26 protein-coding genes, 1 tRNA gene and 1 pseudogene are annotated in these 23,317 nt (G+C 62.7%); 15 read left to right on the top strand and 13 right to left on the bottom strand.

Annotated elements, in window-relative coordinates:
• Nucleotide 1: 1 nt before the first annotated feature.
• Nucleotides 2-1,168, top strand: coding sequence for an ABC transporter permease (locus tag VGN46_RS11725; RefSeq protein ID WP_331643866.1), 1,167 nt, complete (start codon nucleotides 2-4; stop codon nucleotides 1,166-1,168).
• A 9-nt stretch (nucleotides 1,169-1,177) separates the two neighbouring features.
• Complete coding sequence (locus VGN46_RS11720) at nucleotides 1,178-2,500, top strand: ABC transporter permease (protein WP_331643865.1); 1,323 nt, start codon at nucleotides 1,178-1,180, stop codon at nucleotides 2,498-2,500.
• 18 nt (nucleotides 2,501-2,518) lie between these two features.
• On the opposite strand, the gene VGN46_RS11715 is transcribed toward VGN46_RS11720, so the two are convergent.
• The 4 genes from VGN46_RS11715 to VGN46_RS11700 form a co-directional block, all read right to left on the bottom strand.
• A complete protein-coding gene (locus VGN46_RS11715) occupies nucleotides 2,519-2,785 on the bottom strand; it encodes a hypothetical protein (RefSeq protein WP_331643864.1) in 267 nt (88 codons plus the stop codon).
• 118 nt (nucleotides 2,786-2,903) lie between these two features.
• On the bottom strand, nucleotides 2,904-3,809 hold the full coding sequence (gene yedA / locus VGN46_RS11710; RefSeq protein WP_331643863.1) for a drug/metabolite exporter YedA: 906 nt from the start codon (nucleotides 3,807-3,809) through the stop codon (nucleotides 2,904-2,906).
• Between the two features lie 97 nt (nucleotides 3,810-3,906).
• Nucleotides 3,907-4,782: a methylated-DNA--[protein]-cysteine S-methyltransferase gene (locus VGN46_RS11705; protein ID WP_331643862.1), complete on the bottom strand. Its 876-nt coding sequence runs from the start codon at nucleotides 4,780-4,782 to the stop codon at nucleotides 3,907-3,909.
• A gap of 129 nt (nucleotides 4,783-4,911) precedes the next feature.
• Nucleotides 4,912-5,211, bottom strand: coding sequence for a hypothetical protein (locus tag VGN46_RS11700; protein WP_331643861.1), 300 nt, complete (start codon nucleotides 5,209-5,211; stop codon nucleotides 4,912-4,914).
• A gap of 80 nt (nucleotides 5,212-5,291) precedes the next feature.
• Between VGN46_RS11700 and VGN46_RS11695 the strand changes: the two genes are divergently transcribed.
• Nucleotides 5,292-5,633: a Rieske (2Fe-2S) protein gene (locus VGN46_RS11695; protein ID WP_331643860.1), complete on the top strand. Its 342-nt coding sequence runs from the start codon at nucleotides 5,292-5,294 to the stop codon at nucleotides 5,631-5,633.
• Nucleotides 5,634-5,713: 80 nt separating this feature from the next.
• Here VGN46_RS11695 and VGN46_RS11690 read toward each other — a convergent pair whose 3' ends face one another.
• The 6 genes from VGN46_RS11690 to VGN46_RS11665 form a co-directional block, all read right to left on the bottom strand.
• A complete protein-coding gene (locus VGN46_RS11690; RefSeq protein ID WP_331643906.1) occupies nucleotides 5,714-7,531 on the bottom strand; it encodes an SLC13 family permease in 1,818 nt (605 codons plus the stop codon).
• 219 nt (nucleotides 7,532-7,750) lie between these two features.
• The gene (poxB, locus tag VGN46_RS11685) at nucleotides 7,751-9,469 is read right to left on the bottom strand and encodes a ubiquinone-dependent pyruvate dehydrogenase (protein WP_331643905.1); all 1,719 of its coding nucleotides are present in this window, start codon (nucleotides 9,467-9,469) and stop codon (nucleotides 7,751-7,753) included.
• Between the two features lie 74 nt (nucleotides 9,470-9,543).
• Complete coding sequence (trmB, locus tag VGN46_RS11680) at nucleotides 9,544-10,254, bottom strand: tRNA (guanosine(46)-N7)-methyltransferase TrmB (RefSeq protein ID WP_331643859.1); 711 nt, start codon at nucleotides 10,252-10,254, stop codon at nucleotides 9,544-9,546.
• A gap of 2 nt (nucleotides 10,255-10,256) precedes the next feature.
• On the bottom strand, nucleotides 10,257-11,057 hold the full coding sequence (locus VGN46_RS11675) for a thiazole synthase (protein WP_331643858.1): 801 nt from the start codon (nucleotides 11,055-11,057) through the stop codon (nucleotides 10,257-10,259).
• 28 nt (nucleotides 11,058-11,085) lie between these two features.
• Nucleotides 11,086-11,286, bottom strand: a complete 201-nt coding sequence (gene thiS, locus VGN46_RS11670; RefSeq protein ID WP_331643857.1) for a sulfur carrier protein ThiS — start codon at nucleotides 11,284-11,286, stop codon at nucleotides 11,086-11,088.
• 47 nt (nucleotides 11,287-11,333) lie between these two features.
• The gene (locus VGN46_RS11665) at nucleotides 11,334-12,062 is read right to left on the bottom strand and encodes a hypothetical protein (RefSeq protein WP_331643856.1); all 729 of its coding nucleotides are present in this window, start codon (nucleotides 12,060-12,062) and stop codon (nucleotides 11,334-11,336) included.
• A 136-nt stretch (nucleotides 12,063-12,198) separates the two neighbouring features.
• On the opposite strand from VGN46_RS11665, the gene VGN46_RS11660 reads away from it, so the two are divergent.
• From VGN46_RS11660 to VGN46_RS11650, 4 genes and pseudogenes are all read left to right on the top strand, one after another.
• A tRNA-Gly gene (locus VGN46_RS11660) sits at nucleotides 12,199-12,272 on the top strand.
• An 11-nt stretch (nucleotides 12,273-12,283) separates the two neighbouring features.
• Nucleotides 12,284-12,556, top strand: a pseudogene (locus VGN46_RS20355) (DUF6538 domain-containing protein); the annotation flags it as partial.
• A 21-nt stretch (nucleotides 12,557-12,577) separates the two neighbouring features.
• Nucleotides 12,578-13,828: a site-specific integrase gene (locus VGN46_RS11655; RefSeq protein WP_331643855.1), complete on the top strand. Its 1,251-nt coding sequence runs from the start codon at nucleotides 12,578-12,580 to the stop codon at nucleotides 13,826-13,828.
• Between the two features lie 12 nt (nucleotides 13,829-13,840).
• Entirely contained in the window at nucleotides 13,841-14,344 is a 504-nt protein-coding gene (locus VGN46_RS11650; protein ID WP_331643854.1) for a hypothetical protein, read from the top strand.
• Here VGN46_RS11650 and VGN46_RS11645 read toward each other — a convergent pair.
• A complete protein-coding gene (locus VGN46_RS11645) occupies nucleotides 14,328-14,483 on the bottom strand; it encodes a hypothetical protein (RefSeq protein WP_331643853.1) in 156 nt (51 codons plus the stop codon). The genes VGN46_RS11650 and VGN46_RS11645 overlap by 17 nt on opposite strands.
• A 245-nt stretch (nucleotides 14,484-14,728) precedes the next feature.
• Between VGN46_RS11645 and VGN46_RS11640 the strand changes: the two genes are divergently transcribed.
• From VGN46_RS11640 to VGN46_RS11615, 6 genes are all read left to right on the top strand, one after another.
• Complete coding sequence (locus VGN46_RS11640; RefSeq protein ID WP_331643852.1) at nucleotides 14,729-15,217, top strand: hypothetical protein; 489 nt, start codon at nucleotides 14,729-14,731, stop codon at nucleotides 15,215-15,217.
• Nucleotides 15,218-15,372: 155 nt separating this feature from the next.
• Nucleotides 15,373-16,020: a hypothetical protein gene (locus VGN46_RS11635; protein WP_331643851.1), complete on the top strand. Its 648-nt coding sequence runs from the start codon at nucleotides 15,373-15,375 to the stop codon at nucleotides 16,018-16,020.
• A 148-nt stretch (nucleotides 16,021-16,168) separates the two neighbouring features.
• On the top strand, nucleotides 16,169-17,962 hold the full coding sequence (locus VGN46_RS11630) for a MobA/MobL family protein (protein ID WP_331643850.1): 1,794 nt from the start codon (nucleotides 16,169-16,171) through the stop codon (nucleotides 17,960-17,962).
• 109 nt (nucleotides 17,963-18,071) lie between these two features.
• Entirely contained in the window at nucleotides 18,072-19,325 is a 1,254-nt protein-coding gene (locus VGN46_RS11625; protein WP_331643849.1) for an SIR2 family protein, read from the top strand.
• On the top strand, nucleotides 19,322-20,401 hold the full coding sequence (locus VGN46_RS11620; protein ID WP_331643848.1) for an ATP-binding protein: 1,080 nt from the start codon (nucleotides 19,322-19,324) through the stop codon (nucleotides 20,399-20,401). Before VGN46_RS11625 ends, VGN46_RS11620 begins: the two co-directional genes overlap by 4 nt.
• A 53-nt stretch (nucleotides 20,402-20,454) precedes the next feature.
• Complete coding sequence (locus VGN46_RS11615; RefSeq protein WP_331643847.1) at nucleotides 20,455-20,685, top strand: DUF6119 family protein; 231 nt, start codon at nucleotides 20,455-20,457, stop codon at nucleotides 20,683-20,685.
• 16 nt (nucleotides 20,686-20,701) lie between these two features.
• On the opposite strand, the gene VGN46_RS11610 is transcribed toward VGN46_RS11615, so the two are convergent.
• On the bottom strand, nucleotides 20,702-21,238 hold the full coding sequence (locus tag VGN46_RS11610) for a hypothetical protein (RefSeq protein ID WP_331643846.1): 537 nt from the start codon (nucleotides 21,236-21,238) through the stop codon (nucleotides 20,702-20,704).
• Nucleotides 21,239-21,318: 80 nt separating this feature from the next.
• Complete coding sequence (gene bamE / locus VGN46_RS11605; RefSeq protein ID WP_331643845.1) at nucleotides 21,319-21,666, bottom strand: outer membrane protein assembly factor BamE domain-containing protein; 348 nt, start codon at nucleotides 21,664-21,666, stop codon at nucleotides 21,319-21,321.
• A 166-nt stretch (nucleotides 21,667-21,832) separates the two neighbouring features.
• Here bamE and VGN46_RS11600 point away from each other — a divergent pair, with 166 nt between their 5' ends.
• Both VGN46_RS11600 and VGN46_RS11595 read left to right on the top strand, forming a co-directional pair.
• Complete coding sequence (locus VGN46_RS11600; RefSeq protein ID WP_331643844.1) at nucleotides 21,833-22,174, top strand: helix-turn-helix transcriptional regulator; 342 nt, start codon at nucleotides 21,833-21,835, stop codon at nucleotides 22,172-22,174.
• Complete coding sequence (locus VGN46_RS11595) at nucleotides 22,171-23,202, top strand: DUF2971 domain-containing protein (protein WP_331643843.1); 1,032 nt, start codon at nucleotides 22,171-22,173, stop codon at nucleotides 23,200-23,202. Before VGN46_RS11600 ends, VGN46_RS11595 begins: the two co-directional genes overlap by 4 nt.
• Nucleotides 23,203-23,317 lie beyond the last annotated feature (115 nt).

Here is a 23,317-nt window from a genome sequence, read left to right as displayed (position 1 = left end):
GATGAAATACTTCCATCTCATATGGGCCGCGCTATTCCGGCGGAAAGCGCGCACGTTCTTCACCCTGGTATCCATCCTCGCCGCGTTCCTGCTCTTCGGCATGCTGGATGCCACGCGTTCGGCGTTCGATTCGGGCGGTAGCGTCATCGGCGTCGATCGTCTGATCACGACCTCGCGCTACTCGATCATCCAGTCGCTGCCCGTGAGCCTGGGCACGCAGATCAAGGCGATCCCCGGTGTGAAGGATGTCGGCGCCTCCAACTGGTTTGGCGGCATCTACCAGGATCCGAAGAACTTCGTGCTGAGTTTCGCCGTCAGCGATAACTACTTCGATATCTACCACGAGATCCAGCTGGCACCTGAGCAGCGCAAAGCCTACGAGAACACGCGCACCGGTGCGATCGTGGGCGAGGCACTGGCCAAGCGCTTTGGCTGGAAGCTGGGGGACAAGATCCCACTGCAGTCCACGATCTTCCCGCAGCGCAACGGTGACAAGACCTGGCCGTTCGACATCGTGGGAATTTACACGGCCGCGCCTGGTGCGGCCAATGGCACCGACCAGCAGTTCTTCTTCCACCACAAGTATTTCGAAGATGCCAACGCGTTCCAGAGCATCGGCACCACGGTGGGCTGGTACGTCATACGTCTGAACTCCGCCAACGACGCCGACCGCGTGGCCAAGGCGGTGGATGCCCTCTCGGCCAACTCCGACCACGAGACCAAGACCCAGACCGAACAGGCCTTCAATGCCTCGTTCGCCAAGCAGATCGGTGATATCGGCTTGATCGTCACCGCGATCATGGGTGCGGTGTTCTTTACCCTGATCCTGCTGACGGGCAACACGATGGCGCAGGCGGTGCGCGAGCGGACCAGTGAGCTTGCCGTGCTGAAGACCATCGGGTTTTCCAGCCACAGCGTGCTTTACATGGTGCTTGCCGAGAGCGTGCTGCTGCTGGTGATCGGTGGCGTGATTGGCCTTGCGCTGGCGGGTGTGATCGTGCCGATCGTGGCCAAGGGCAGCGGTGGCATGCTCAACCTGCCGCCGGTCGGTACGCAGACCTGGTTGCTCGGCCTTGTGCTGATGCTGGTGATCGGCGCCATCGTCGGTGCACTTCCCGCGCTGCGCGCGATGCGCCTCAACATTGTCGACGCCCTTGCCGGGCGCTGAGGAACGGCCATGAAGACCTTCAAGAAATTCCTCGGCGGCTTGCTGCTGCTCGCAATCATCGTGCTGTTTCTCGTCGTCTGGACCGCGCTGCCGTGGCAAGGTGTGGTGGGTCTCGCCATCGCGCTTGCCGTATGGATGGTCGCGACACGGCGTGGCCGGCAGACCTGGCAGGTGACGCGGGTGGGCCTCTCCACCCTGGCACAACGGCTGGGTTCGTCATCGGTCGTGGTGGTCGGTATCGCGGGTGTCGTCGGCGTGTTGGTGGCGATGCTGGCCATGAGCGAAGGCTTTGCCGAAACCCTGCGCGCCTCGGGTAACGACCACACCGCGATCGTCCTGCGCGGTGGTTCGCAGGCGGAGCTCAACTCCGTCCTCGATCGCGATAGCGCCAATGTCGTGATGCAGGCGCCGGGTGTAAAGAAAGGTGCCTCAGGCCGGCCGATCGCGTCGGGCGAACTGGTGGTGGTGGCCGACTTGCCGCGTAAGGGTGACCCGAACAGCGATTCCAACGTGCCGATCCGGGGCGTCAGTGACGATGTGTGGGCCCTGCGCGATAACGTGAAGATCATCGCCGGCCGCAAGTTCACGCCTGGCCTGCGTGAGCTGATTGTCGGCAAGGGTGCCGCAGGTCAGTTCGCGGGGCTGGAGGTCGGCAAGTCGCTGCGCCTCGCAGGGCAGACCTGGACGGTGGTCGGCGAATTCGAGTCGCACGATTCGCTGGAGTCCGAGTTGTGGGGTGACACCCAGAGCGTCGCATCGGCCTACCGCCGCGGCAGCAGCGTGCAATCGGTGACGGTGCTGCTTGAATCATCCAAGGCGTTTGATGCGTTCAAGGCGAGCCTTGCCGCGGATCCTCGACTGAAGGTCGATGTCAGCACGACCCAGGCGTATTTCAGCAAGCAATCGGAGGCGTTGACCAAGACGCTGCGCATCGTCGGCATCACCGTCGGCATCATCATGGCGATCGGCGCGGTGTTTGGCGCACTGAACACCATGTTCGCGGCGATCCAGGCGCGTGCCCGGGAGATCGCCACGCTGCGTGCCATCGGCTTCCGTGGGATACCCGTCGTGGTATCGGTGATGCTGGAAACCATGTTGCTCGCCTTGCTGGGCGGCATCATTGGCGCGGGTATCGTGTGGCTCATCTTCCACAACTACACGGCGTCCACGCTCGGCGCGAACTTCAGCCAGGTGGTCTTTCAGTTCCAGGTCGGGCCTGCGTTGTTGTGGACCGGGTTGAAGTGGGCGCTCGCGATCGGGTTTATCGGTGGCCTCTTCCCCGCGCTACGCGCCGCGCGGGTTCCGGTGACGACGGCCTTGCGGGAGCTATAAGGCCCACGCAAACGATGATCAGGGTGGTGCCGGTGCCATGTCGCCGGCACCACCTTGCGCGGACCCTTCCATGCAACGGTGCGCATGCGTGAGCCAGCGGCCACCCCGGTCGAGGCATAGGTCGTAATCAGCGAAATCGGTGAGCGGCGCCGAGAATACGGCGTCGTCCTCGCGAAAGGGTTGGCAGGACGCCAGCGCCGCCACGGCGAGGCTAAGGAGCATGGCAAGACGTGCGCCGCAAAGGCGCAGGTGTCGCGAGCGGGGGAGTGGGGCAAGGCCGTCCATGGGGTGCTCCAGCGAGTGAAGCTGGAAAGCCTAGGATGCGGCTATGGGCCCGAACATAAGACGATTCTGAAAAAAGGCGTGATGTCGCCGAAATGCGACGCGCATCACATCATGTCGCTCAGGCCTTTCGCTGGCGCATCAGGGTGATGATGCCGACGCCCACCAGGATGATGGCCATGCCGGCCATGTCGAAGGGGCCGACGTGCTCACCGGCGAGCAGCACACCAAACAACACGGCCACGGGCGGGTTCACGTAGGCGTAGCTCGTGGCCACCGCGGGCCGCACCGTCTTCAGCACATACAGATAGGCGCTAAACGCGATAAGCGAACCGAACACCACGAGATAGAGCAGGGCGGCCGTCGCGGATGCCTGCGGGTGTGCTGGCAGCCGCTCGCCATGCAGCAGGGCGATGATGCCCAGCGCCACGCTGGCGCACAGCATCTGCGCCGCCACGTTCATGGGGCCCTTCGGCATATCCTGGCGTTTGGACCAGACCGAGCCGAAAGCCCACGACGAAGCCGCCACGATGAGCGCGATGGCACCGAGCGGTGACCCGGAAAGGCCGGTGCCGAGGTTGAGCACGATGACGCCGACAAAGCCCAGCAGCAGGCCAACGGTCTCGCCGCGTGACGGCCACTCCCCGTACAAACCACCAAAGACCGCGGCGAACAACGGCATGCTCGCGACCGCGACCGCGGCGATACCCGAACTCACCGATTGTTCGGCGTAGCAAACCAGGCCGTTGCCTCCAGCCAGCAACAAGGTGCCGACGATAGCTGCGTTCCGCCACTGCCGTGCCGTGGGTAGCGCGGCGCCACGCAGGCGCAGCACTGCGAACAACAAGACGCCCGCGATGGCGAAGCGCAGTGCCGCCAGCAGGAAAGGCGGGTAGCTCACCAGCGCGTAGCGGATGCCGAGGTAGGTAGAGCCCCAGATCACGTACAGGGCGAATAACGACAGCGGTACGAGCCAGCGCGAATCCGCACCGGTGGCGGGGGCAGAAGTACAGGCGGCGTCAGACATGGCAGGGCAAACCAGGGCAAGGCGCGTCACGGGGATATGACGCCAAAGCGGAACGATATCGCCGCCGCGCTGCAGGTACTAGCGAAACCTTCGCGGGTCAGCCTTGAGCGGCGTTCACGGCGCGCTCGGTCGCCAACAACTGGCGCTTGATCTCCAGCCCCCAGCGCCAGCCGCCCAGGCTGCCATCTTCGCGGATGATCCGGTGGCAGGGCACCAGCAGCGCCAGCTTGTTGCTGCCGCAGGCGCGGCCAATGGCCCGGGCTGCCTTGGGTACGCCGAGCTTCGCGGCGAGCTCGCCATAGCTCAGCGTTTCGCCCAGCGGAATACGGGTGAGCGCATCCCACACGCGCCACTGGAAGGCGGTCGCCGCCACGTCCAGCGGAGGCATGGCCGGGGCATCGCGGTCACTCCAGCCTAGTTCGTGGGCGACGCGCGCGATGACCGCATCCAGCCATTCCTCACGGCCCGCATCCACGCGCTGGCGCTCAGCCTTCGGAAATTCCTCGGCCAGGCGTGTTTCCAGTTCCGCATCATCGCTGCCCAGGGTGACCGAGCAAATGCCGCGCGCCGTCGTCGCGACGAGTAGTTGGCCGAGCGGCGTGGATGTGGTGGTGTAGCGAATGTCCGCACCTGCACCGCCGGCACGATAGCTGGCCGGGGTCATGCCAAGGCGGCGATCGCTTTCTTCATAGACGCGGCTGCCCGAGCCGAAGCCTGCCTCGTAGACCGCATCGGTGACGGCAGCGCCGCTGCGCAGTGATTGGCGCAGCTGGCCAAAGCGGCGCACACGCGCGTATTCCGCGGGACTCACGCCGTAGCGGCGGCGGAAGACCCGCTGCAGGTGGGTCGGGCTAAGGCCGGCGATGGCTGCCAGGCTGGCCAGATCGGCCGGTGCGTCGTCCTCTTCCAGGGCGAGGCGCACGCGTTCCAGGGCATCGTCGGTGCGGGTCATGGCGAGGGCAGATCGGTTCATGGTGGCCTCCTTCATAGGAGACCAGCGTAGGTGGGCCAGGCAAAGGCGGCTATCCGGACCTTGCGCCCCGCCTGTAGGAGCCCACCCTGTGGGCGACGCCGTTCGCGGGAACGCAACAGGCACTCTGCCTCAGTGGTGATGCACCGGCCGGTTCTGCTCGATCACGACAAACTCGCCCTCAAGCACAGCCGGCTCGTTCGGCCGCGCCGTGGCAGCCTGCGGCTGCGCCGCCGCGGTGCCATTAGCGCGGGCGGCAGCGAGCTTCCACTGGCGCACGGCGAGGAACACGATGCCGCCAGCCATCAGTACGCCGAGCACGACCACACCGAAGACGAGCAGCACCCCGAGCACAGCCAGGCCCGCCACGAGGGACAGGGCGCGGACCAGCGGGTTACGCGAGCGGCGGATGGGCGGAAAAACGAAGCGCATGGGTTAAAAATCCGTATGGCACAATGACATGCATGTGAGCCTCTTTACCTTGGGGCATCCCACCCTCATAGACAAGTGCCATGACGACCACCGCCGACACCGCGCCCCTCTGCCAGCTCGAAGACATTCCCGACGGTAACGCGATCGAGGTCGAGGCGGTGGTCGCGGGTGAACCCGAATCGCTGCTGGTCTACCGCCACGGGAGCCAGGTGAGCGCGTTTTATAACGTCTGCCCCCATGCCGGCCGGCGGCTGGACTACGCCCCGGGGCGCTTCCTGGTCCGTAACGGCCTGATCATCTGCGCCGCCCACGGCGCCACCTTCACCGGCGGCGATGGACATTGCCAGAGCGGTCCGTGCAAGGGCGACCGCCTGCGCGCCGTGCCGGTGACCGTGCTCAACGGCACCGTCCACCTAGCCTGAGATTTTTCTGTAGGAGCGCGCTTGCGCGCGATGGGTGCTCGCGGCAAGGCCCATCGCGCGCAAGCGCGCTCCTACAGGGCTTAGCGGTACATCAGGTTGATGGTGACCAGGGTGACCGTGAGCATCAGGATCGTCAGGGGGATACCGGCGCGGAGGAAATCCTTGGCGCGGTAGCCACCGGGGCCCGCGACCATCATCAGGGCAGGATGACCGGACGAGAGCAGGAAGGTATTCGACGACGAGACCGCCACGATCAGCGCATAGGCTGACGGATTGCCGCCTGTGGTCACCGCCACGCTGATCGCGATGGGTACCATCATGACCGTGGCGCCCACGTTCGACATCACCTGGGAGAACAGCAGGGTGAGCACGGCGATGGACAGCTGCAGGGTCCACTGCGGCGCGCTACCCAGGACCGCCAGTACTTCCTGGGCGATCCAACTGGCCGTACCCGTCGAATCCATCGACCAGCCCAGCGGGATGAGGCACGCGGTGACGAAAATCGTCTTCCAGTTGATTGCCTTGTAGGCCTCATCCATGTTCAGCACGCCGGTGAGCAACATGCCCACCGCGCCGGTCATCATCGCGACCGACAGATCCAGGTGGGTGAACAGGGCCAGGCACTTCGCCAGCACGAAGAAGCCGACGGCCTGCCAGATCTTGCCGGGGCGCTGCTCTTCCTTCGGTATATCGGTGACTACGACGATGTCGCGGTCTTCCTCGGCGAGCATCAGGTCGCGCCACTTACTGTGAAGCACCAGGGTATCGCCCGCGCGCAGCGTCACCGCACGCACATCTTCGCGGAACACTTCGTCGCCACGGTTCACCGCCAGCACCGAAATGCCGAAGCGCTTGCGCAGGCGAAGTTCGCCGACGCTCTGCTTGATGAAGCGCGAGCTGGGCGGGACCACGGCTTCGGAAATACCCGCCCGTGTGGTGTTGAACTGCTCGCCCAGCTGGCGCATGCGCATGGACACGCGGCACAGCTGGTTGTTGGCGAATGCGTTGATCGCATCCTTCGGTGCCAGCACGCCCAGCACCGTGCCGACCCAGATCATCTGGTCCGAAGGCGGGGCCACGCGGCTCTCGTTGCCGTTCTTGATCGCCAGGATCAGCGGGGCGCCGTGCAACTGCTCGACCTCGCCAATGCTCATGCCGACCAGCGGGCTTTCCGCGGTGACGGTGAGCTCGGCGGTTTCGCCGGCAATGCCGTAGGTATCGGCGAAGTAGCTCTCGGTCCGGCCCGGGGTCACCTTCAGGCGCTCGTCTTCGCGCTCGGGCAGCAGCTTGCGCGAGAACAGCCAGAAGAAGGCGATGCCGATCAGGGCCAGGATGAGGCCGACCGGCGTCACGCTGAAAAGGCCAAACTTCGGGATCGTGTGCGCGCCCGGGGGCAGGTTGCTGTTGGCGCTGGCGATCAGGTCGTTGAGGACGATCAGCGGTGAGTTGGCGATCAGCGTGGTGTTGGTCGCCGTGAGGATGCAGAAGGCCATCGGCAGCAATAGCCGAGACATCGGCACGCCGGTACGTGCCGAGAGGCGCGAGGTCACCGGGATCATCAGGGCGGCCAGGGCCTGGCTTGGGATCACCGCGCTGAACAGGCTGGTGACGCTGTTCACCACCACGCCCAGGCGCGATTCCATGCCGCGGGCCATGCGCATGACGAAGGAAGCGGTGAGGTTGAGCACGCCGGCGCGGTCCAGGCCGGCGCCCATGATCATGATGGCGATGATCGCGATAACGGCATTACCGGCAAAGCCGTTGAACACCTGTTCGCCGGGGATCAGTCCGGTCAGGCCGATGGTGACCACCACCAGCAGGGCCACCATGTCGGCCCGGATCCATTCCAGCACGAGCATGACCATGGTGAAGCCCACCAGGCCAAGCACGAGGATCATTTCAGGCGTGAGTGTGAGTGCCACTAGCCGGCAGTCCCGTTCCGGTCGATGGGGGCATGCGGTGGCATCGTCTCGCCAGGCTGCTGTCGATGGCGGACGAGTATACGCGCTAGGCGTGGCTCCCGGCTGAAGCAAATCCGCCTTTTGTAGGAGCGCGCTTGCGCGCGATGGGGGCTCGCGGCAAGACGCATCGCGCGCAAGCGCACTCCTACACGGGGGTTAGCGGCTGAGGTTTGACACCGCGAGGTCCACGATGCTGTCGCCTCGGCCACTCATCACCGCCTTTAGCGCATACAGGCTGAAGCCCTTCACCTGCTCAGCGCTGATCTTCGGCGGCAGGGAAAGCTCGAGCCGGTTGCTGACCACATCGAGCAGCGCCGGTCCTTCATGCGAGAGCACCTCGGCGATCGCCGCTGGCAGGTCCGACGCCCGGGCCACCCCTCGGCCGTGGATGCCCATGGCATTGGCCATCGCGGCGAAGTCCGGGTTTTGCAGCGCCACCCCGGTCTCGACCAGGCCCGCCGCCTTCATCTCCAGCTCGACGAAACCCAGCGTGCCGTTGTTGAGCACGATGATCTTCACCGGCAGCTTCTCCTGGGCCAGGGTGAGGAAATCACCCATGAGCATGGCGAAGCCACCATCGCCCGAGAGCGAGATCACCTGGCGCCCGGGGTAGGCGGCCTGGATCCCGATCGCCTGTGGCATCGCATTGGCCATGGAGCCATGTACGAAGGAGCCTACCAGCCGGCGCTTGCCATTCATTTTTAGGTAGCGGGCCGCCCAGATCGTCGGCGTGCCCACGTCGCAGGTGAATACCGCATCCTCCTCGGCCAGTTCGCTGACCAGGTGGCTCACCTGTTGCGGGTGGATCAGCTCGTGGCCCACCTTGATCGCAGCAAGCTCATCCAGGCCTTCGCGGGCACGCGCGTAATGGGCCAGGCAGCGATCGAGGTGGCCCCGCACGCGCTTGGGCTCGATCCGCGGAAGCAGGGCGCGCAGGGTCTCGCCCACGTCACCGACGATGCCCAGATCCACGCGACAGCGGCGGCCGATGTTGCCGGGGCGGATATCGACCTGGGCGATCTTCGCCTCCTCCGGGTAGAACTGCCGGTAAGGGAAATCGGTGCCCAACATCAGCAGCGTGTCGCAGTCCTCCATCGCGTGGTACCCCGAGCTGAAGCCGATCAGCCCGGTCATGCCCACGTCGAAGGGGTTGTCGTATTCCACGAATTCCTTGCCACCGAGCGCATGCACAATCGGCGACTTCAACGCATCGGCCAGGGCGATCAGCTCGCTATGCGCGCCCGCGGTGCCGCGGCCGCAGAGCAGGGTGACGCGCTTGCCCGCGTTGAGCAGGGCAGCCAGCGCATCGAGTTCACGCTCGGCGGGGATCACTTTCGGAGCAGGCGGCAACAGGCCAGTAGCCGGGGTGACCTGCTTCACCAGCGCCTTGCGCATGGCCACATCGCCCGGGATGACCACCACGGCGACCCCACGCTGACCGACCGCGGCGCGGATCGCCGAATCCAGCACGTGTGGCATCTGCGCGGGGTCCGAGACCATCTCGCAGTACACGCTGCACTCGCGGAACAATTCGGTTGGGTGGGTTTCCTGGAAGTAGCCGCTGCCGATTTCCGCACTGGGAATGTGCGCAGCGATCGCCAGCACCGGCGTGCGGCTGCGGTGGCAGTCGAACAGGCCGTTGATCAGGTGCAGGTTGCCGGGGCCGCAGCTGCCTGCGCAGACCGCGAGCTGGCCGGTGATCTGGGCTTCGCCGCCTGCCGCGAAGGCCGCGGCCTCCTCGTGGCGCATATGCACCCAGTCGATGCGCTGGCGCTCGCGCAGGGCTTCGGTGATGGCGTTGAGGCTATCGCCGACCAGGCCGTAAATGCGCTTGACGCCGGCCTGTTCCAGGGTTTCCGCGAACAGGTCGGCCAGGGTGGAAATGGACATGCGGAACTCCGTGGGGACACGAAAGCCCAAGTGTGCCCATTCCGGGGTCTACGGCTTGTCTAACCGTGCCATTCGTAGAGGAAATCCCAGACGCCATGGCCAAGACGCAGGCCGCGGCGCTCGAAATGGGTCTCGATGCGCCACTCGGGGCGCTCGGCAGTTGCGCCTGGCCCGACGCGGTTACGCCAGCCCTCGGCCGCTTCCATCACCTCGCGCATGTGCTCGGCATACGCTTCCCAGTCGGTGGCCAGGTGAAGCAGGCCGCCTGGCGCCATACGCGAGGCCAGCAGCTCGACGAAGGCCGGCTGCACGATGCGGCGCTTGTTGTGGCGCTTCTTATGCCATGGATCCGGGAACCAGATGCGTACCTCGGAGAGGCTGCCCGGCGGGATCTCGTTTTCCAGCACTTCCACGGCATCGTGCTTGTAGATGCGCACGTTGCTGGCATCGCGGGCGGCCAGCGCATTCATGAGCCGGCCGACGCCGGGGCCATGCACTTCCACGCCAATGTAATCGCGGGCGAGGTCGTGTTCCGACGCCCAGGCCAGGGCCTCGCCATTGCCGAAGCCGATCTCGAGCACACGCGGTGCCTCACGACCGAAGGTGGCCTGCAGGTCGCGGCTCGCACCCGTGTAATCCAGGCCGAAGCGCGCCCAGTGGTCATCGAACGCGCGCTGCTGCGCGGGCGTCATCCGGCCTTCGCGCAGCACGAAGCTGCGGATGCGGCGCTGGAACGGGCCTTCGCCCGAGGTGTCTTCGTCGTGCGCCATGCTTAACCTACCAATCCTTCCACCGGGCTCGAGGCCGAGGCAAAACGCTTGCGCGGGATGCGACCGGCACGGAATGCGGCGCGGCCGGCTTCGACAGCCAGCTTCATCGCGTGTGCCATCAGCACCGGATCTTTCGCGCCGGCAATCGCGGTGTTCATGAGCACACCGTGGCAACCGAGCTCCATCGCGATCGCGGCATCCGAGGCGGTGCCCACGCCGGCATCGACGATCACCGGCACCTTCGCGTTCTCGACGATTTCGAGCAGGTTGTAGCGGTTCTGGATGCCCAGGCCCGAGCCGATGGGCGCGGCCAGCGGCATGATCGCCGCGCAGCCGATCTCTTCCAGGCGGCGAGCCAGGATCGGGTCATCCGAGGTGTAGACCATGACGTCGAAGCCATCGGCGACGAGCTTTTCTGCGGCCGCGAGCGTCTGCACCACATCGGGGTAGAGCGTGCGCTCGTCACCGAGCACCTCGAGCTTGACCAGGTTGTGGCCGTCGAGCAGTTCGCGCGCCAGGCGGCAGGTGCGCACGGCATCGTCGGCCGTGTAGCAGCCGGCGGTATTCGGCAGCAGGGTGAAACGATCCGGCGGCAGCGCATCCAGCAGGTTCGGCTGGCTGGCATCCTGGCCAATGTTCACCCGGCGGATGGCCAGGGTGACGATCTGCGCGCCGGCCGCGTCCGTGGCGCGGCGGGTCTCGTCGAAATCCTTGTACTTGCCTGTGCCGGTGAGCAGCCGTGAATGGAAGGTGCGGCCTGCGACGATCAGCGGGTCGTCGCCAGCGGGGGAGAAGTGGTTCATGCGGGGTCTTCCGTCGATGGGCGGGGCCTCAGCCGCCGCCGATGGCATGGACGATCTCCACCTTGTCGCCCTCGGCGAGCAGGTGGGTGGGGTGCGCGCTGCGCGGCACGATCTCGAGATTCACTTCCACGGCCACGCGCTTGCCGGCATAGCCAGCGGCATCGAGCAGGGACGTGACCGAGGTGCCGGGCGCGCAATCGCGCGCTTCGCCGTTAAGGGTGATGTGCATTCGCCCATTGTAGCCGCAGGGGGCGGCCGCCTCCCACGGCGTTCGGGTCAGCGGCTGCGGGTCGGGGTGCTGGCGCCGCGGGGGATCTGCGGCGGCGGGCCGGACCCGGGCTGCTGGTAGAGGGGGACACTGCTCTGGCCGGCGCCAGGGTTGTACGGGCGCGGCGGGGGCTCATTGATGCTGGGGCGCGGGCCGTTGGGGTTGTTGAAGCCGTTGTTGTAGCCGTTATTCCAGCCGCCGCCGTGGTCGTGGTCGTGACGGTTGTCGTTGTTGTCGCGGACCGGGGCGTTGTTGAAGAGGGTGTTGTCGCGGTTGGGGTTGGATGTGCCGCCGACGACGACGGTGTTGCCGGGGTTGGGGCGGTCGGGGCGGCCGCCGTAGTTGCCGTTGCCGCCGTGGTCGTGGTCGCCATCGTGCCAGCCGCTGCCGGGGTGGTTGTTGCCGGGGTAACCGTTGCCCGGGTAGTTCCCGGGGTAGTTGCCTCCGTAGTAACCGCCGCCGCCCGCGTAGTACCCGCCGTCGACATAGGCCCCGCCGACCTGCGAGCTGGAGGACTCATAGCTGCCGGTCGTTACCTGGCCGCCTACATAGAGCTTCGCCGGTGTTGGGAGGGTGCCCGTGCTCACGGTCTCCTGGCGCTCCGGCGCGCCCGGGCCTGAGATGTAGCTCACGCCCGGCTTCGGCATGTTGGCCGTGGAGACTGTGCGCGACTGCCCGAGCGCCGAGCCGGCACCTAGCGTGAGCACGACGGCGATGGACAACGTGGCAAAGCGCATGGCGGCGGTCCTCACAGGCATTCCCCGGCAAGATTATGCGCCGCTGCCCGGCCGCCCGCAGGGGACGAATACGGCCCGTTCAGGTAGGCGCGACCTTTCCCCTGACCGGCCGGACGTATTAACATCCCGGCCTGACGCGGGTGTAGCTCAATGGTAGAGCTGTAGCTTCCCAAGCTACTGACGAGGGTTCGATTCCCTTCACCCGCTCCACAACTAGCTCGATGCCTCGTAAGTCCTTGGCACGAAACGGTTCTGGACGAAACAGCGAGACCAAGACGCCCCTCCGCCGAGGTATCGTTTTAGGTATCGTTTTCATGCCACGCCCCCTCTTGATGGACCGCCCCTCCGGGCTCTACGTCCGCTTCCGTGTCCCGACCGACCTACGCCCTCGCGTGGGGTCGCGGTTCCTTGTGCGTCCACTTCGCCAGGCTCCAGGTGAGGCGGCCCGACTGGCCGCAGCCGTTCTGGATATGGCACTCTCGGATGCGTTCAGACGAATGCGCCGGGGGGACGTCATGGTCGACATCAATAAGCTCTTGCAGGACATGCAAGGCCGTATGGACCTCACCATCGGTGGGGTGACTCTTCCCAACGGCGTCCAGCTTCAGAATGTCTACATCGAGACGCCCGATGACGAGCGTCAGTTTCGTGAGTTGATGGCGGCATCGGCCGCACCGGTTGCAACGCCCCAGGCTCGCGTGGCGGTTAAGGCCCAGCCCAGCGTCGACGACTTACTTTCGGCTCATGGGAACGTGCACTTGGACGACCTTAAACGGGCCGGACGTGATGCGAAGACCATCATGGAAAGTCGGCACAGCCTGTATCTATTGGAAGGAATTATCGGCAACAAGCCGGTGGCGGGACTGACGGGGGACGACTGCCGCACGTTCTTCGACGAGGTAGCGTATTGGCCACGTCACGCAACGAAGCGCGCGGAGTTTGTGGGGTTGAGCGTGCGTGAGGTCTTGCACAAAGCGAAGACCATGAATGAGCCGCCCCCCGCGCAGGCGACGGTCAATAAGCACCATCAGAGGTTGTCCACGTTTTTCAACTGGCTGAAGAAGAACAAGCGCATCACGGACAACCCATTACTCGGGTTGGTGCGTCAGGACAAAGACGATGCGCAAGAGGAAACGGGTAGGGCGTTCACCCAGGCCGAGCTTGATGCGATTTTTGAGCCGGTCGCGTTCCGCGCTTGGGCCGAACACCACGCTCATCGGTGGTGGGTGCCGATGCTGGCGCTGTATTCGGGAGCGCGAGTCACGGAGCTGAGCCAGCTGTATTTGGCTGACGTCGAGGTCATCGACGGCATTCCTGGCGTCCACATCAACCGGCGCTTTCCAGGCCAAAAGCTCAAGAACAAGCAGTCGCGTCGGTTTGTTCCGCTGGCCCAGCCTGTATTGGATGCCGGGTTTATGGCCTTTGTCGACGACGTAAGGACCGCAGGGAACAAACGGTTATTTCCCCAGTTGCCCAACAACGATGGCAATGGCTTTGGGCGACAGATGAGCAAGCAGTTCGCTGACTACATCAAAAAGCGCGGTGTTACCGAAGCAGGGATGGGCATGCACGCGTTCCGGCACACCTTGGCGACTCGGTTGGCACGCGCCAAAGTCCCGCTTGAGACAATTAGCAAAATCACAGGCCACAAGGGCAGCGAAGGAACGTTGGGAAAATTCTATGTCGATGAGCCGACGCTCGCGGAGCGTGTGGCAGCCCTGGCAGCTTTTTCGTCAAACGTCACGCTACCAAACTACATTCAATAGAGGACGTGACAAATGAATGATTCGGACAGGGGATACTCCGCGTCAATCGACGGCATCGGTCCAGTGAAGAGGGCAGGTGTCGTTGCGGTGCAACGCGTTTTTGATGGCCCGTGCGAGTACATAGTCGTTGTCTTTCTAAGCGGCGAGTGCGTGGTAGCTCCTTATAGCGAGGAGCGCGATGGTGCTCTTGCGGAACTAGGTTGCAAGCCTGTCAAAATTCATTTGCAGCGTCGCCCCCCAAGCTCAGCCTCGGCTGAACGCGTGATTGCTCGTAGTCCGCCAGTCGTTGTAATGAAGGCGAGCGACGCTTCAGGCACGGAGATGCTCATAGTCGTTCAGGCGCCCATCACTGGTGTAACCGTCAACAACGTCGATGCAGCCGAATCGCTCTCCGAAGATATCGTCGTGGTCAACGTGCGTGACTGGAGCAATAAGGCCGTTCCTGTGGGTGAGAATTCCGTTGCGCTAGATTCTGCTGGCCTTGAAAATAAATCAGCGTCTACGCATCTAAAATAGCTTTCTCATACCGATTGCGAAGTTCAAGCAGTCGGATGGCACCGCCGTAGTCCTCCAGTCGCAGCAGCTCGCTTATGACGACACTCAGTTCTGCCAGCAGCCGGTGCGTAAGTTTCCTTGTAATATCGATGTCAGTCATAGCGATTTCATCCACGCTTAGTTGGGTTGGGGATGCGGCGGCGAGCAGCATTTCCTAAACTTAAAGTGACGTGGAAAATTGTCAACGTGTCTTCCGAGACGGTTACATGTAATGGCGGGACTTCTGTTAAATGAGCGGATTCGACACAACGTGAACTTGATGCCACTTAGTGATTTGGCATCAATGTCCACGGTCCGGCCGTGTTGCCATAGCGAATATCGGGATGCTGCGTTGTTGAGAGCGCTATGAACCACCTAGAACAGCTCGTGGCCGAATGGTATGAGTTTCGCGGCTATTTCGTTCGCCGCAATGTCCAAGTCGGCCGGCGGCCCAACGGGGGTTACGACTGCGAGCTGGATGTCGTCGCCTTCTGCCCTACACGTCAGCACTTGGTTCACCTCGAGCCGTCCATGGATGCCCACACTTGGGCGGTGCGAGAGTTGCGTTACGCCAAGAAGTTTGAAGCAGGCCGGCGGCACATTCCTTCGCTGTTCGGTTCCCTGGTGTTGCCGGAGTCCATTGAGCAGATTGCTGTGCTGGGGTTCGCCAGCAACGCCAACATCAAAACGCTGGCCGGTGGCCGCATTCAGACCACAGCCGAGTTGTTGGCGGAAATTACCCACGAGATTGGGTCTCGGAAAATCGCATCGGCGGCAGTGCCTGAGCAATACCCACTATTGCGCACCATCCAGTTCGCCTATCAGCATCGGAAACCTGCCGGATGGTGTGCGTAGGTCTGCGTTCGGAAACGTGGGTGCGAAACTGTTGCGGAGCCAGCGAGCAAGGGCGCGTCTCAATGTTGTTCCAACATGCCGCTCAAAGCCGAGCCAATGCTAACGCAACGGCTACGCGCCAACGCTATGCTGTCACCCCTTTTCTGGAGTTGGTGATGCGTAGTCCCGAGTTGCCCGACCGCGACATGTTCGCCAAAGACCCCGGTGGCTACAGCCGCTCGGGATGGATGCGCTGGGCCATGCTGTCTGCGCTCCACGGCGCTGACGTCGACCCCATGGCGCCGCCCAGCAGCGACGACCTAAAGTCCCCGATTTTGTGGCTAACCCAAGCCCAGGCAATGACGCAGGCGGCGATTACCCTGACGGAAAATAAGCCGCCCTTCGACACAATGCCCCCGGCCATGCGTGGCATTTGCGACACGCAATACTGCGGGGTTGCGCTGATGCTCGTCGGATTTAGCCTCGAGGTCAGCCTGAAGGCCATGCTTATTCTTCGCCAGGGCGTTGCGGCCTACACAGAGGCGGAGAAAAAGCATCATCACCACAAGCTGCATGAATTGGCCGATTTCATTCCTGGGCTCACAGAAAAAGAGTTGGGCACCCTCAAGATGCTCGCGCACTTCGTTGCGTGGGCAGGCCGTTACCCGGACCCTGGCCCAAAGCAAATCGACAAACACGAGGACATCTTTGCATTGTCCGAGCAGCACGAGATTTGTGCCCGTGACGTCTTCCAGGTTGCTGCGAGAGTGATGCAACATGTGGGGGCTGTGCTCGATGCGCACGAAAATTCGCCTCAACTGTGACGTAAGTCATGTAAAGCATGGTTGACATGTCACCGCTATATGGTTGGATGAAATAAGAGGGCGGGCGACGGTGCCCCCTCGCTGCATTGCTCTAGGGCATGACGCCCGCGCCATGACGCCTCGTCATGGTTCATTACAAGGATGACCGATGACGCACGCCCGCCCTCATCTTGAAACCCACGCCCGCGGCAAAGGTCATTCCGCCCTGGCCGGCGTGGCTTACCGTCTCGGCCTTCGTCTGGTGGACCAGCGCACCGGGGTCATTCACGACTTTCGACGTCGCCAACTCGGCGAGGAAATTGTGGCCGCCCTGACCTTGGCACCGAAGGGCGCGCCCGATTGGGCCCGCGACCCCGAGCTGGTCTGGAATGCTGTGGAAGCGGCGGAAAAGCGGAAAGATTCGCAGGTAGGACATGACTTCCGTATTCCTATCCCGCTGGGCCTATCCGACCACCAAGCGACGGCTCTCGCCACGGGCATGGCGCAATACATTGTCGACCAGCTGCACACGGTGGTGTCAGTGGGCCTGCACCGCGATGCCGACCGCGACGCCCTGGGCGAGGTGAAGTCGCTCGACAAACAGGGCTTTCATGCACATCTGTATTTTCCCACGCGCCGCCTCGACTTCGATGAAGACCTGGACGGTGCCGGCAGCGAGGGGCAGAGCGGCAATGCGGGCTGGAGCTTTACGAAGAAGCTAACCGTGCTCGCGCATAAGAAAACCGCGTCGGCGTGCATCGAAGCCATGAACGAACGGTGGGCAGCCCTAGCGAACGAGCACGCGGCGGCGCAGGGTCTGGTCGCCGACTACACGCATTTGAGCTACAAGCGCTTGGGCCTCGATACGAAAGCCCAGCCAAAGCTCGGCGCGGCCGCCACGGCCATGGAACGGCGTGGGGTGCAGACGCACAAGGGCGACGGCGTGCGCTATCTACTGCTGACGCGGGAGGCGTTGGCTGCGACCCGCGAGGCCGCCATGGCGCAGCGCCGTGCGTCGCTATCAGAGTCGACCCACGGTGCCGGCGCGGCAGCACTGGTGTCGCCAGCGCTTGGGCCGGCCTTCTTCTCGGATGAGCCCAACAACAGCATCGCGGTGGCGGCCATCCGGCATCACTCCCCTGCCGACCTCGCGCCAGACCCTGCGCCTGCTCCCGCTCCATCGCCGACGGTGGTCCCGTATTTCAGCTACCGCAAATATGGGGTCGCTGCGGATGCCCCCACGCCCCCTCGCGCTGATGCGGATGATTTGCTCACGCGGTTCATCAAGGCGTCACCACGTTCCACGGGCACGGCACCAGCGAACGAAGAAGCCCAACAAGAAGCCCGCACTTGGGTCATGGCGATTGCACGCGCGCTAACGGAGCTATTTGCCGTGGCGAAAAAACTGTTGAGCTTGGGCGATTACAAGGCGCGCGAGCGCACGGCGCACGCGGACATGTCCACCGAGCTGCACGCGCACGAGCGGGAGGCGCGCGTCGCCGGTCAGCGTGTCGAGATGTGGACGAGGGCGCACACGATACGGTTGTCGGTCGCCAAAGTTTTGCGGGTCAAGGAAGCGGGGCCCGCTGCTTGGCGGGCATTGCTTGCGGATGCAGCAGCGTGCGAAGACCGGGTCCGCACGCTCAAGCGCGTTGTGGCGGGACACGAGCGCAATTTGTCTGCCATCGCCAAGGACGAGGCGCCACTGTTGTCGCGTCAGGCAAGGCAACAGCAAACATTGACCGAAGCTTCGGAAGGCCTGGGCGACCTCGGGCCCATCTATGTGCCGCAGTTACTGGCCGCAGCCACGGAAGCGGAACGGAAGTGGTTGGCGGCTGCGGTATCAAGGGCGGACGTGGACAGTCCGCCAGAGCACCAACTGCCCGCCGCGTCGGGGACCCCCTCCCTTGTGCTTGAGCCAGCGACGGCCAAGCGTGCCGAGCCAACCTCGCCTCGGCTCTAGTGTTGGCGCCGGCCTGGGCTTACCATCGGTCGGCAGTCCTAACATCGCCTTCCAGTGCATCATCGGAAGCCAATAAGGACATATTCGGCAAAAGCAGGGGTGCTTGGACATGGAAACGTTTCACAACCCGGACCGTTTCATGTCCGATTTTCGCCAGGTGCTGTCGCAAGGCCGCAAGCGGATTGGCCTCTTGGTCGGGGCCGGAGCCCCCTTGGCCATCAGGGTGAACGCAGACAATGTTCTCGACCCGAGTGGCAGCCCACTAATCCCCGGGGTGGAGGACCTGACCAAGTTGGCGACCGCGGGACTCGACGCGGCCCAGGCCAAAGCGGTAGACGGTATTCGAACCAGCTTGGGTCCTGACGCTAACATTGAATCCATCCTTTCGCGCGTTCGCCTTATGAATCAGGCAATCGGCAGTGCGGAAGTGTTGGGCCTCGATGCGGATGGCTACAAAACGCTGGGCTCGGCCATCTGCGAGCGCATTGGCAAAGTGGTAGCGCCGAAACTTCCGAAGAGTCCGAACGCTTACACAGAATTGGTCGGTTGGATAACCGGCACCATGCGAAGCCACGCTGTGGAAGTGTTTACGACGAACTACGACCTCCTTTTCGAGGACGCCTTTGAGCGGGCTAGAAACCCTTACTTCGATGGCTTTTCAGGAGGCAGTGCTCCCTTTTTTGACCCTGTTTCCGTCGCTAGCGATGACCTGCCGCCTCGGTGGGCAAAGCTGTGGAAGATGCATGGGTCCATCGGTTGGGCGCTGGAGGACGGCGTGGTTGTCCGGGGTAAGGGCCGCACTGCAACCGAGTTGGTCTATCCCGACCATCTCAAATATGACCTGACGCAGAAACAACCCTACTCGGCCCTATTTGAACGCCTTAAAAGCTTTTTGCTCACTCCGGATACGCTGCTCATAGCGGTGGGCTTTTCCTTTCGTGATGCACACATCTGTGCCGTGCTCGACGAGAGCCTGGCCATGAACGCCAATAGCGCCGTGCTGGCATTTCAGTATCAGACGCTGGACAAGGAAGCGGCCGCCATGAAGCTGGCGAGTGACCGCCCCAACTTGAGCGTTTATGCAGCGGACGGCGCAATGATTGGTGGCGTTCCCGGAAAATGGCGTCCAGGGGAGCTGCCGAAAAACTGGGGCAGCATTCGGCGGAGTTTCTGGGCGCCAAGAGGGTCTGATAAGTCCTATGTTTTCTTGCTGGGGGACTTTGTATCGTTTGCGAGATTTTGCGCGCTCGCACAGTCCAATGACATGTCAATGACTCCTGTTGTTACTGCGGCCGCGTCAGAGTCCGAGACCGAAACGACAACCGAGTCACCGGCCGATACATCCGGAACTGCCACGCCATGAGCGGCAGCGACCCGACGTATCTAGGCGTTGTAAGCGCAGTCTCCGGCGCCAGTCTTACCGTCAAGCTTGCCGAATCGTTGGATTCCGGGTTCGCCGTCATCAAAGGCCATACCTATCGGGTCGGTCAAGTCGGTAGTTTCGTGCGTATTCCGCAGGGCTATCAAGACTTGTTCGGTATCGTTTCCGAAGTTGGCGCGACCGCTGCGCCGGCGACAACGGCTGTGGCGGAGGTGGACTCTGGTCGGTGGATGACGGTGCAGTTGGCCGGTGAAACGATGGGAGGGCATTTCGAGAGGGGCCTTAGCCAGCATCCCAACATCAACGACTCCGTGCATCTAGTGACCGAGGCAGATCTCCGTCGCATCTACGGGTCGACCGGCGACGACCAAATCGTTGTCGGTCATCTGTCGAGCGCCGAGAACATTATGGTGCGGCTGTCGTTGGATGCATTGGTCACTCGTCATTCCGCCATTCTCGGTTCAACGGGTGCAGGCAAGTCGACAACGGTCGCGAGTTTGCTTCGTTCGATTGTGCGTAAGGACGAGGCCGTGGGGTCGCCCGGTGCACGCATCCTGATGCTCGACATCCATGGCGAATACACGAGCGCGCTGTCGGACCTGTCCAAAGTGTTCAGCGCTACGCCCGCGGCGGGCGAAAGCCCGCTTCTTGTTCCCTACTGGGCGCTAGAGGCCGGCGAACTCTTGGAGTTTGTCGCAGGAGCGCTGTCCGATAATCACGAGACCGCCTTCACCGATAAGATTTCCGAGCTGAAAGAGAAAAGTTTGGCGGCCACGCCTCGCGCAGGACTGGACCCGAAGTCATTAACCGTCGACAGTCCTGTCCCATTTAGCTTGAAACAGCTTTGGTATGAGTTGGTAGATTTTGAAAGCATGACCTTTGTCGGCAAAGAGCGCGACGAACCAGCGCTTCAGGAAGAGGGCGATGCCGACACATTGACGCCCCCAAAATATCAACCTCACGCGATGGGCTCCGTCGGTCCCTTCATCAACAATGCGGCAAAGGGAGTTAAGCGGCCGCTCAACTTACTTCGTTCGCGTTTGCTTGACCGCCGCTAGGGGCGGCCCACCAACTCGCGGTCGCCGGGGCACCAACAGACGTTCCGCGGGACGTGAGCGGTTACACAGTCGTCTTTGCCATCATCAGCGAGTCGCAAAAACCTGGCCTGCATCTGCCGTTCTTCGCCAAGGTGGTCTTAAAGAGCGTTTACGCGCGTCTGCGCGAGTGGGGCTATGGCAATGTCATGCTGGCAAAAATCGAGTGTGACCCGATGGTGGCGTTGACCAAAAAGGTCAAGCCGAAGAAGCCACGCAAAAAACGCGTAATTAAGAAGGCGGCTTAAGCCGCCTTCAACGATGTTATCGGAGCAACGCTGACAACCTTGCATGCCATTCCTCGGCCTCCCTGGCGTTATGCGGCGCCCCCCATAATGTGTCCGGGTGCCGGTCAAACAGCGCGGTGACCATTGGTCGGTCTACCGAATTTGTCCGAACTTCAATCTTGTTGCGCGCTCGAAATTTCCCGTTGGCGATGTAACGATGCGTCCACTGCTGGACATCTGAACGCGCAAGAATGACCTCTTCGCCGTTCATGTCGCGCACCCATACGCGGCCGGCGCTGTCGACGGCAATATTGTCGTGGCGATGCGTGGCTTCGAACGAGAGGGTTGGCTCGGGTTTGTGAATACGAGCAAATGCAAACGCAGTGCCGACCACCGCACCCACTGCTGCCGCGTTGAGGATGCCTTCCCAGCCCCAACCCGAGGTAACGCCGAGAAATCCGGCGAGCAGCCAGAGGGCTAGGCCGAGCGCGGCGCCCATGGCCCATTGCCAGCGAGGCCTCCGGGTCACAATGAGGGCGCCGAGGGTGAGTAGTAGCAAAACCATTCCAATCATGAGGCAGCTCCGTGACCTAAATGCGAGGGCGCGTCGCCCACCAGAGGTCGACGGCGCACGCAAAAGAGATAGTTGGCGGGTCAGCGCGACTGCATGGCCGTGTGGGATTCCAATACTCCGCGCCGGTCAAAAACCAAGGTCAGCGCCTGCATCCTCGTGTTGTTGGCGACACCGGCGAACGGGATGTAGTCGCGCACCGAGGCTTTACTCTCGCTGCTTGAGTAGACCCACATCGTTGTGCCGTCGCCCCTGTCCTGCACGGTTTCGGGCTCGCCTAGGGCAGAGCGGACCTGCGCTTGTGTGGTCTTTCCATCACTGAATTGGCTGGCGGCTTCGGTGTTGAAGGGTCGGCCAGTGGTCGTAGCGCAGCCGGCAAGAGTTAGCGTCAAAAGCGCAGAGATGAGAAGCGAGGACAGACGAGCGCGCATAAGGGTTCCCCTGGATTAATGGCGCCGGGCGCAGTTGCCCGCCTGCCGTGGTGGGGAACGCTAACGTATTCGCAGCCAAAATACCAAAACATTTGGTAAATAACGAAAGATTTAGATTATAAGGAACGCACGTAGTTTGGAGGGCTCCTGGTTTGTTGACCTTGCCATGCCCGCGAAATCCCCGCCGCCCAAGGCCTCGAATGCCTCCGCACAGCGGCGGAAGTCGCTTTATCGCCCCGAGAATGCGGCCCTCCTGGCCAGCTTTAGGGAGCTACGCGTGGCCGCAAAGCTGTCTCAGCAGGACTTCGCCGACCGGCTGGGCAGCAATCAAAGCTTTGTGTCGGCGGTCGAACAGGGTGTGGTGCGGTTAGATGCCGTGCAAATCCGAGACTGGTGCGCTGCGGCCGGGGCGTCTATGCAAGCTTGGCTCAAGGTCTTCGAGGCCCTATTAGAGGCGCGTGAGGCGCTGCGCGATGACCATGCCGCCCGGGGTCAGGACAAAACATGACCGTGCCGGAAAAGCTGTATCGGTATCGCCCCTGCGACGACCAAACCGTAGAGCGCGAAATCGAAGCACTTTCGCAAAGTTATCTATTCGCGCCACCCTTTTCAGCCATGAATGACCCGATGGAGGCTTTCATGGAAGTCGGGGACGAGGTCGACCAGGTGTTCGTCCAGCTCGCCCCGCAGGCGGCCGATTCGCTCGCTAACTTTTACGGGTTGGTCACACGCTTTGTTGAGAAGTCTGCGCTCATCTCGTTTTCCCAAACGCACGAGGCATTGCCGTTATGGGCCTATTACGCGAGCAACTTTGCGGGATTTTGCTTGGAGTTTGATACGCGAGCACTGCACTACGGAGCTTTGCAAGGCGAACAGTTGCACCAGGTGACCTATGCGGGAGCTGCCCTACCAGCCCTTTCTATCCAAGAGATGTTTCGGTCAGGAGACGAAGTCGGCCCGGTAGTGACCTCACGCCTCACGCGCAAACGTCAAGAATGGGCCCATGAGCAAGAGTGGCGGTATATCACCGGCGTGGTTGGACCTAAACATTACCTCGATTCGGCCCTCACCCGCGTGTTCTTGGGTCCCCGTATGGCGCCAACGCACATCGAGCGCATTTGTGCCGCACTGGAAGGGCACCCCGTCGACGTCATGCAGGGCGCTATCAAAGGATTCGACTTGCGCTATGAACTACTGCAGGCAGCGACGCCTCCGGCACACTGCCCGAGAGTCGGGAAAGGACGGTTCCGTCGGGGCGTGGATTTGGCCGCAGAACCGGAATTGACGGCTTTTTTGGAGGTCCCCTTTGATGACCTGGTGCGAGAATGTGAGCGCCTCGACGCTGACCCCAATATGGATGGCTTCACCGGCGTCGGCCTGTCGCCCGAACATGCTGACCGATTGTTCATTTGGACCCGCTACGCATTGAGAAACGGTCGGGCGATTAATTGGCGCCGGTGGTATGACTCTCGTATGCGCCAGGTTGGTTCCAACGAGCGTCATGGCCAGCGCATAGGAATGCATGGCACTCAGTAGGGGCAGCCTCGATATTCTTGCCATTCTGGAAATGGGCTAGCCGCCGGCCCGTGAGATATGCGGCTACATCCTCCCCATTCCTTGCCTCATCGGTGATGTATCGCTTCGGGTAGAC

The sequence above is a fragment of the Luteibacter sp. genome (assembly GCF_036500425.1).
Taxonomy (GTDB): domain Bacteria; phylum Pseudomonadota; class Gammaproteobacteria; order Xanthomonadales; family Rhodanobacteraceae; genus Luteibacter.
The sequence above is the reverse complement of the archived record's forward strand: the minus strand, read 5'-3'. Positions and strand labels throughout refer to the sequence as shown.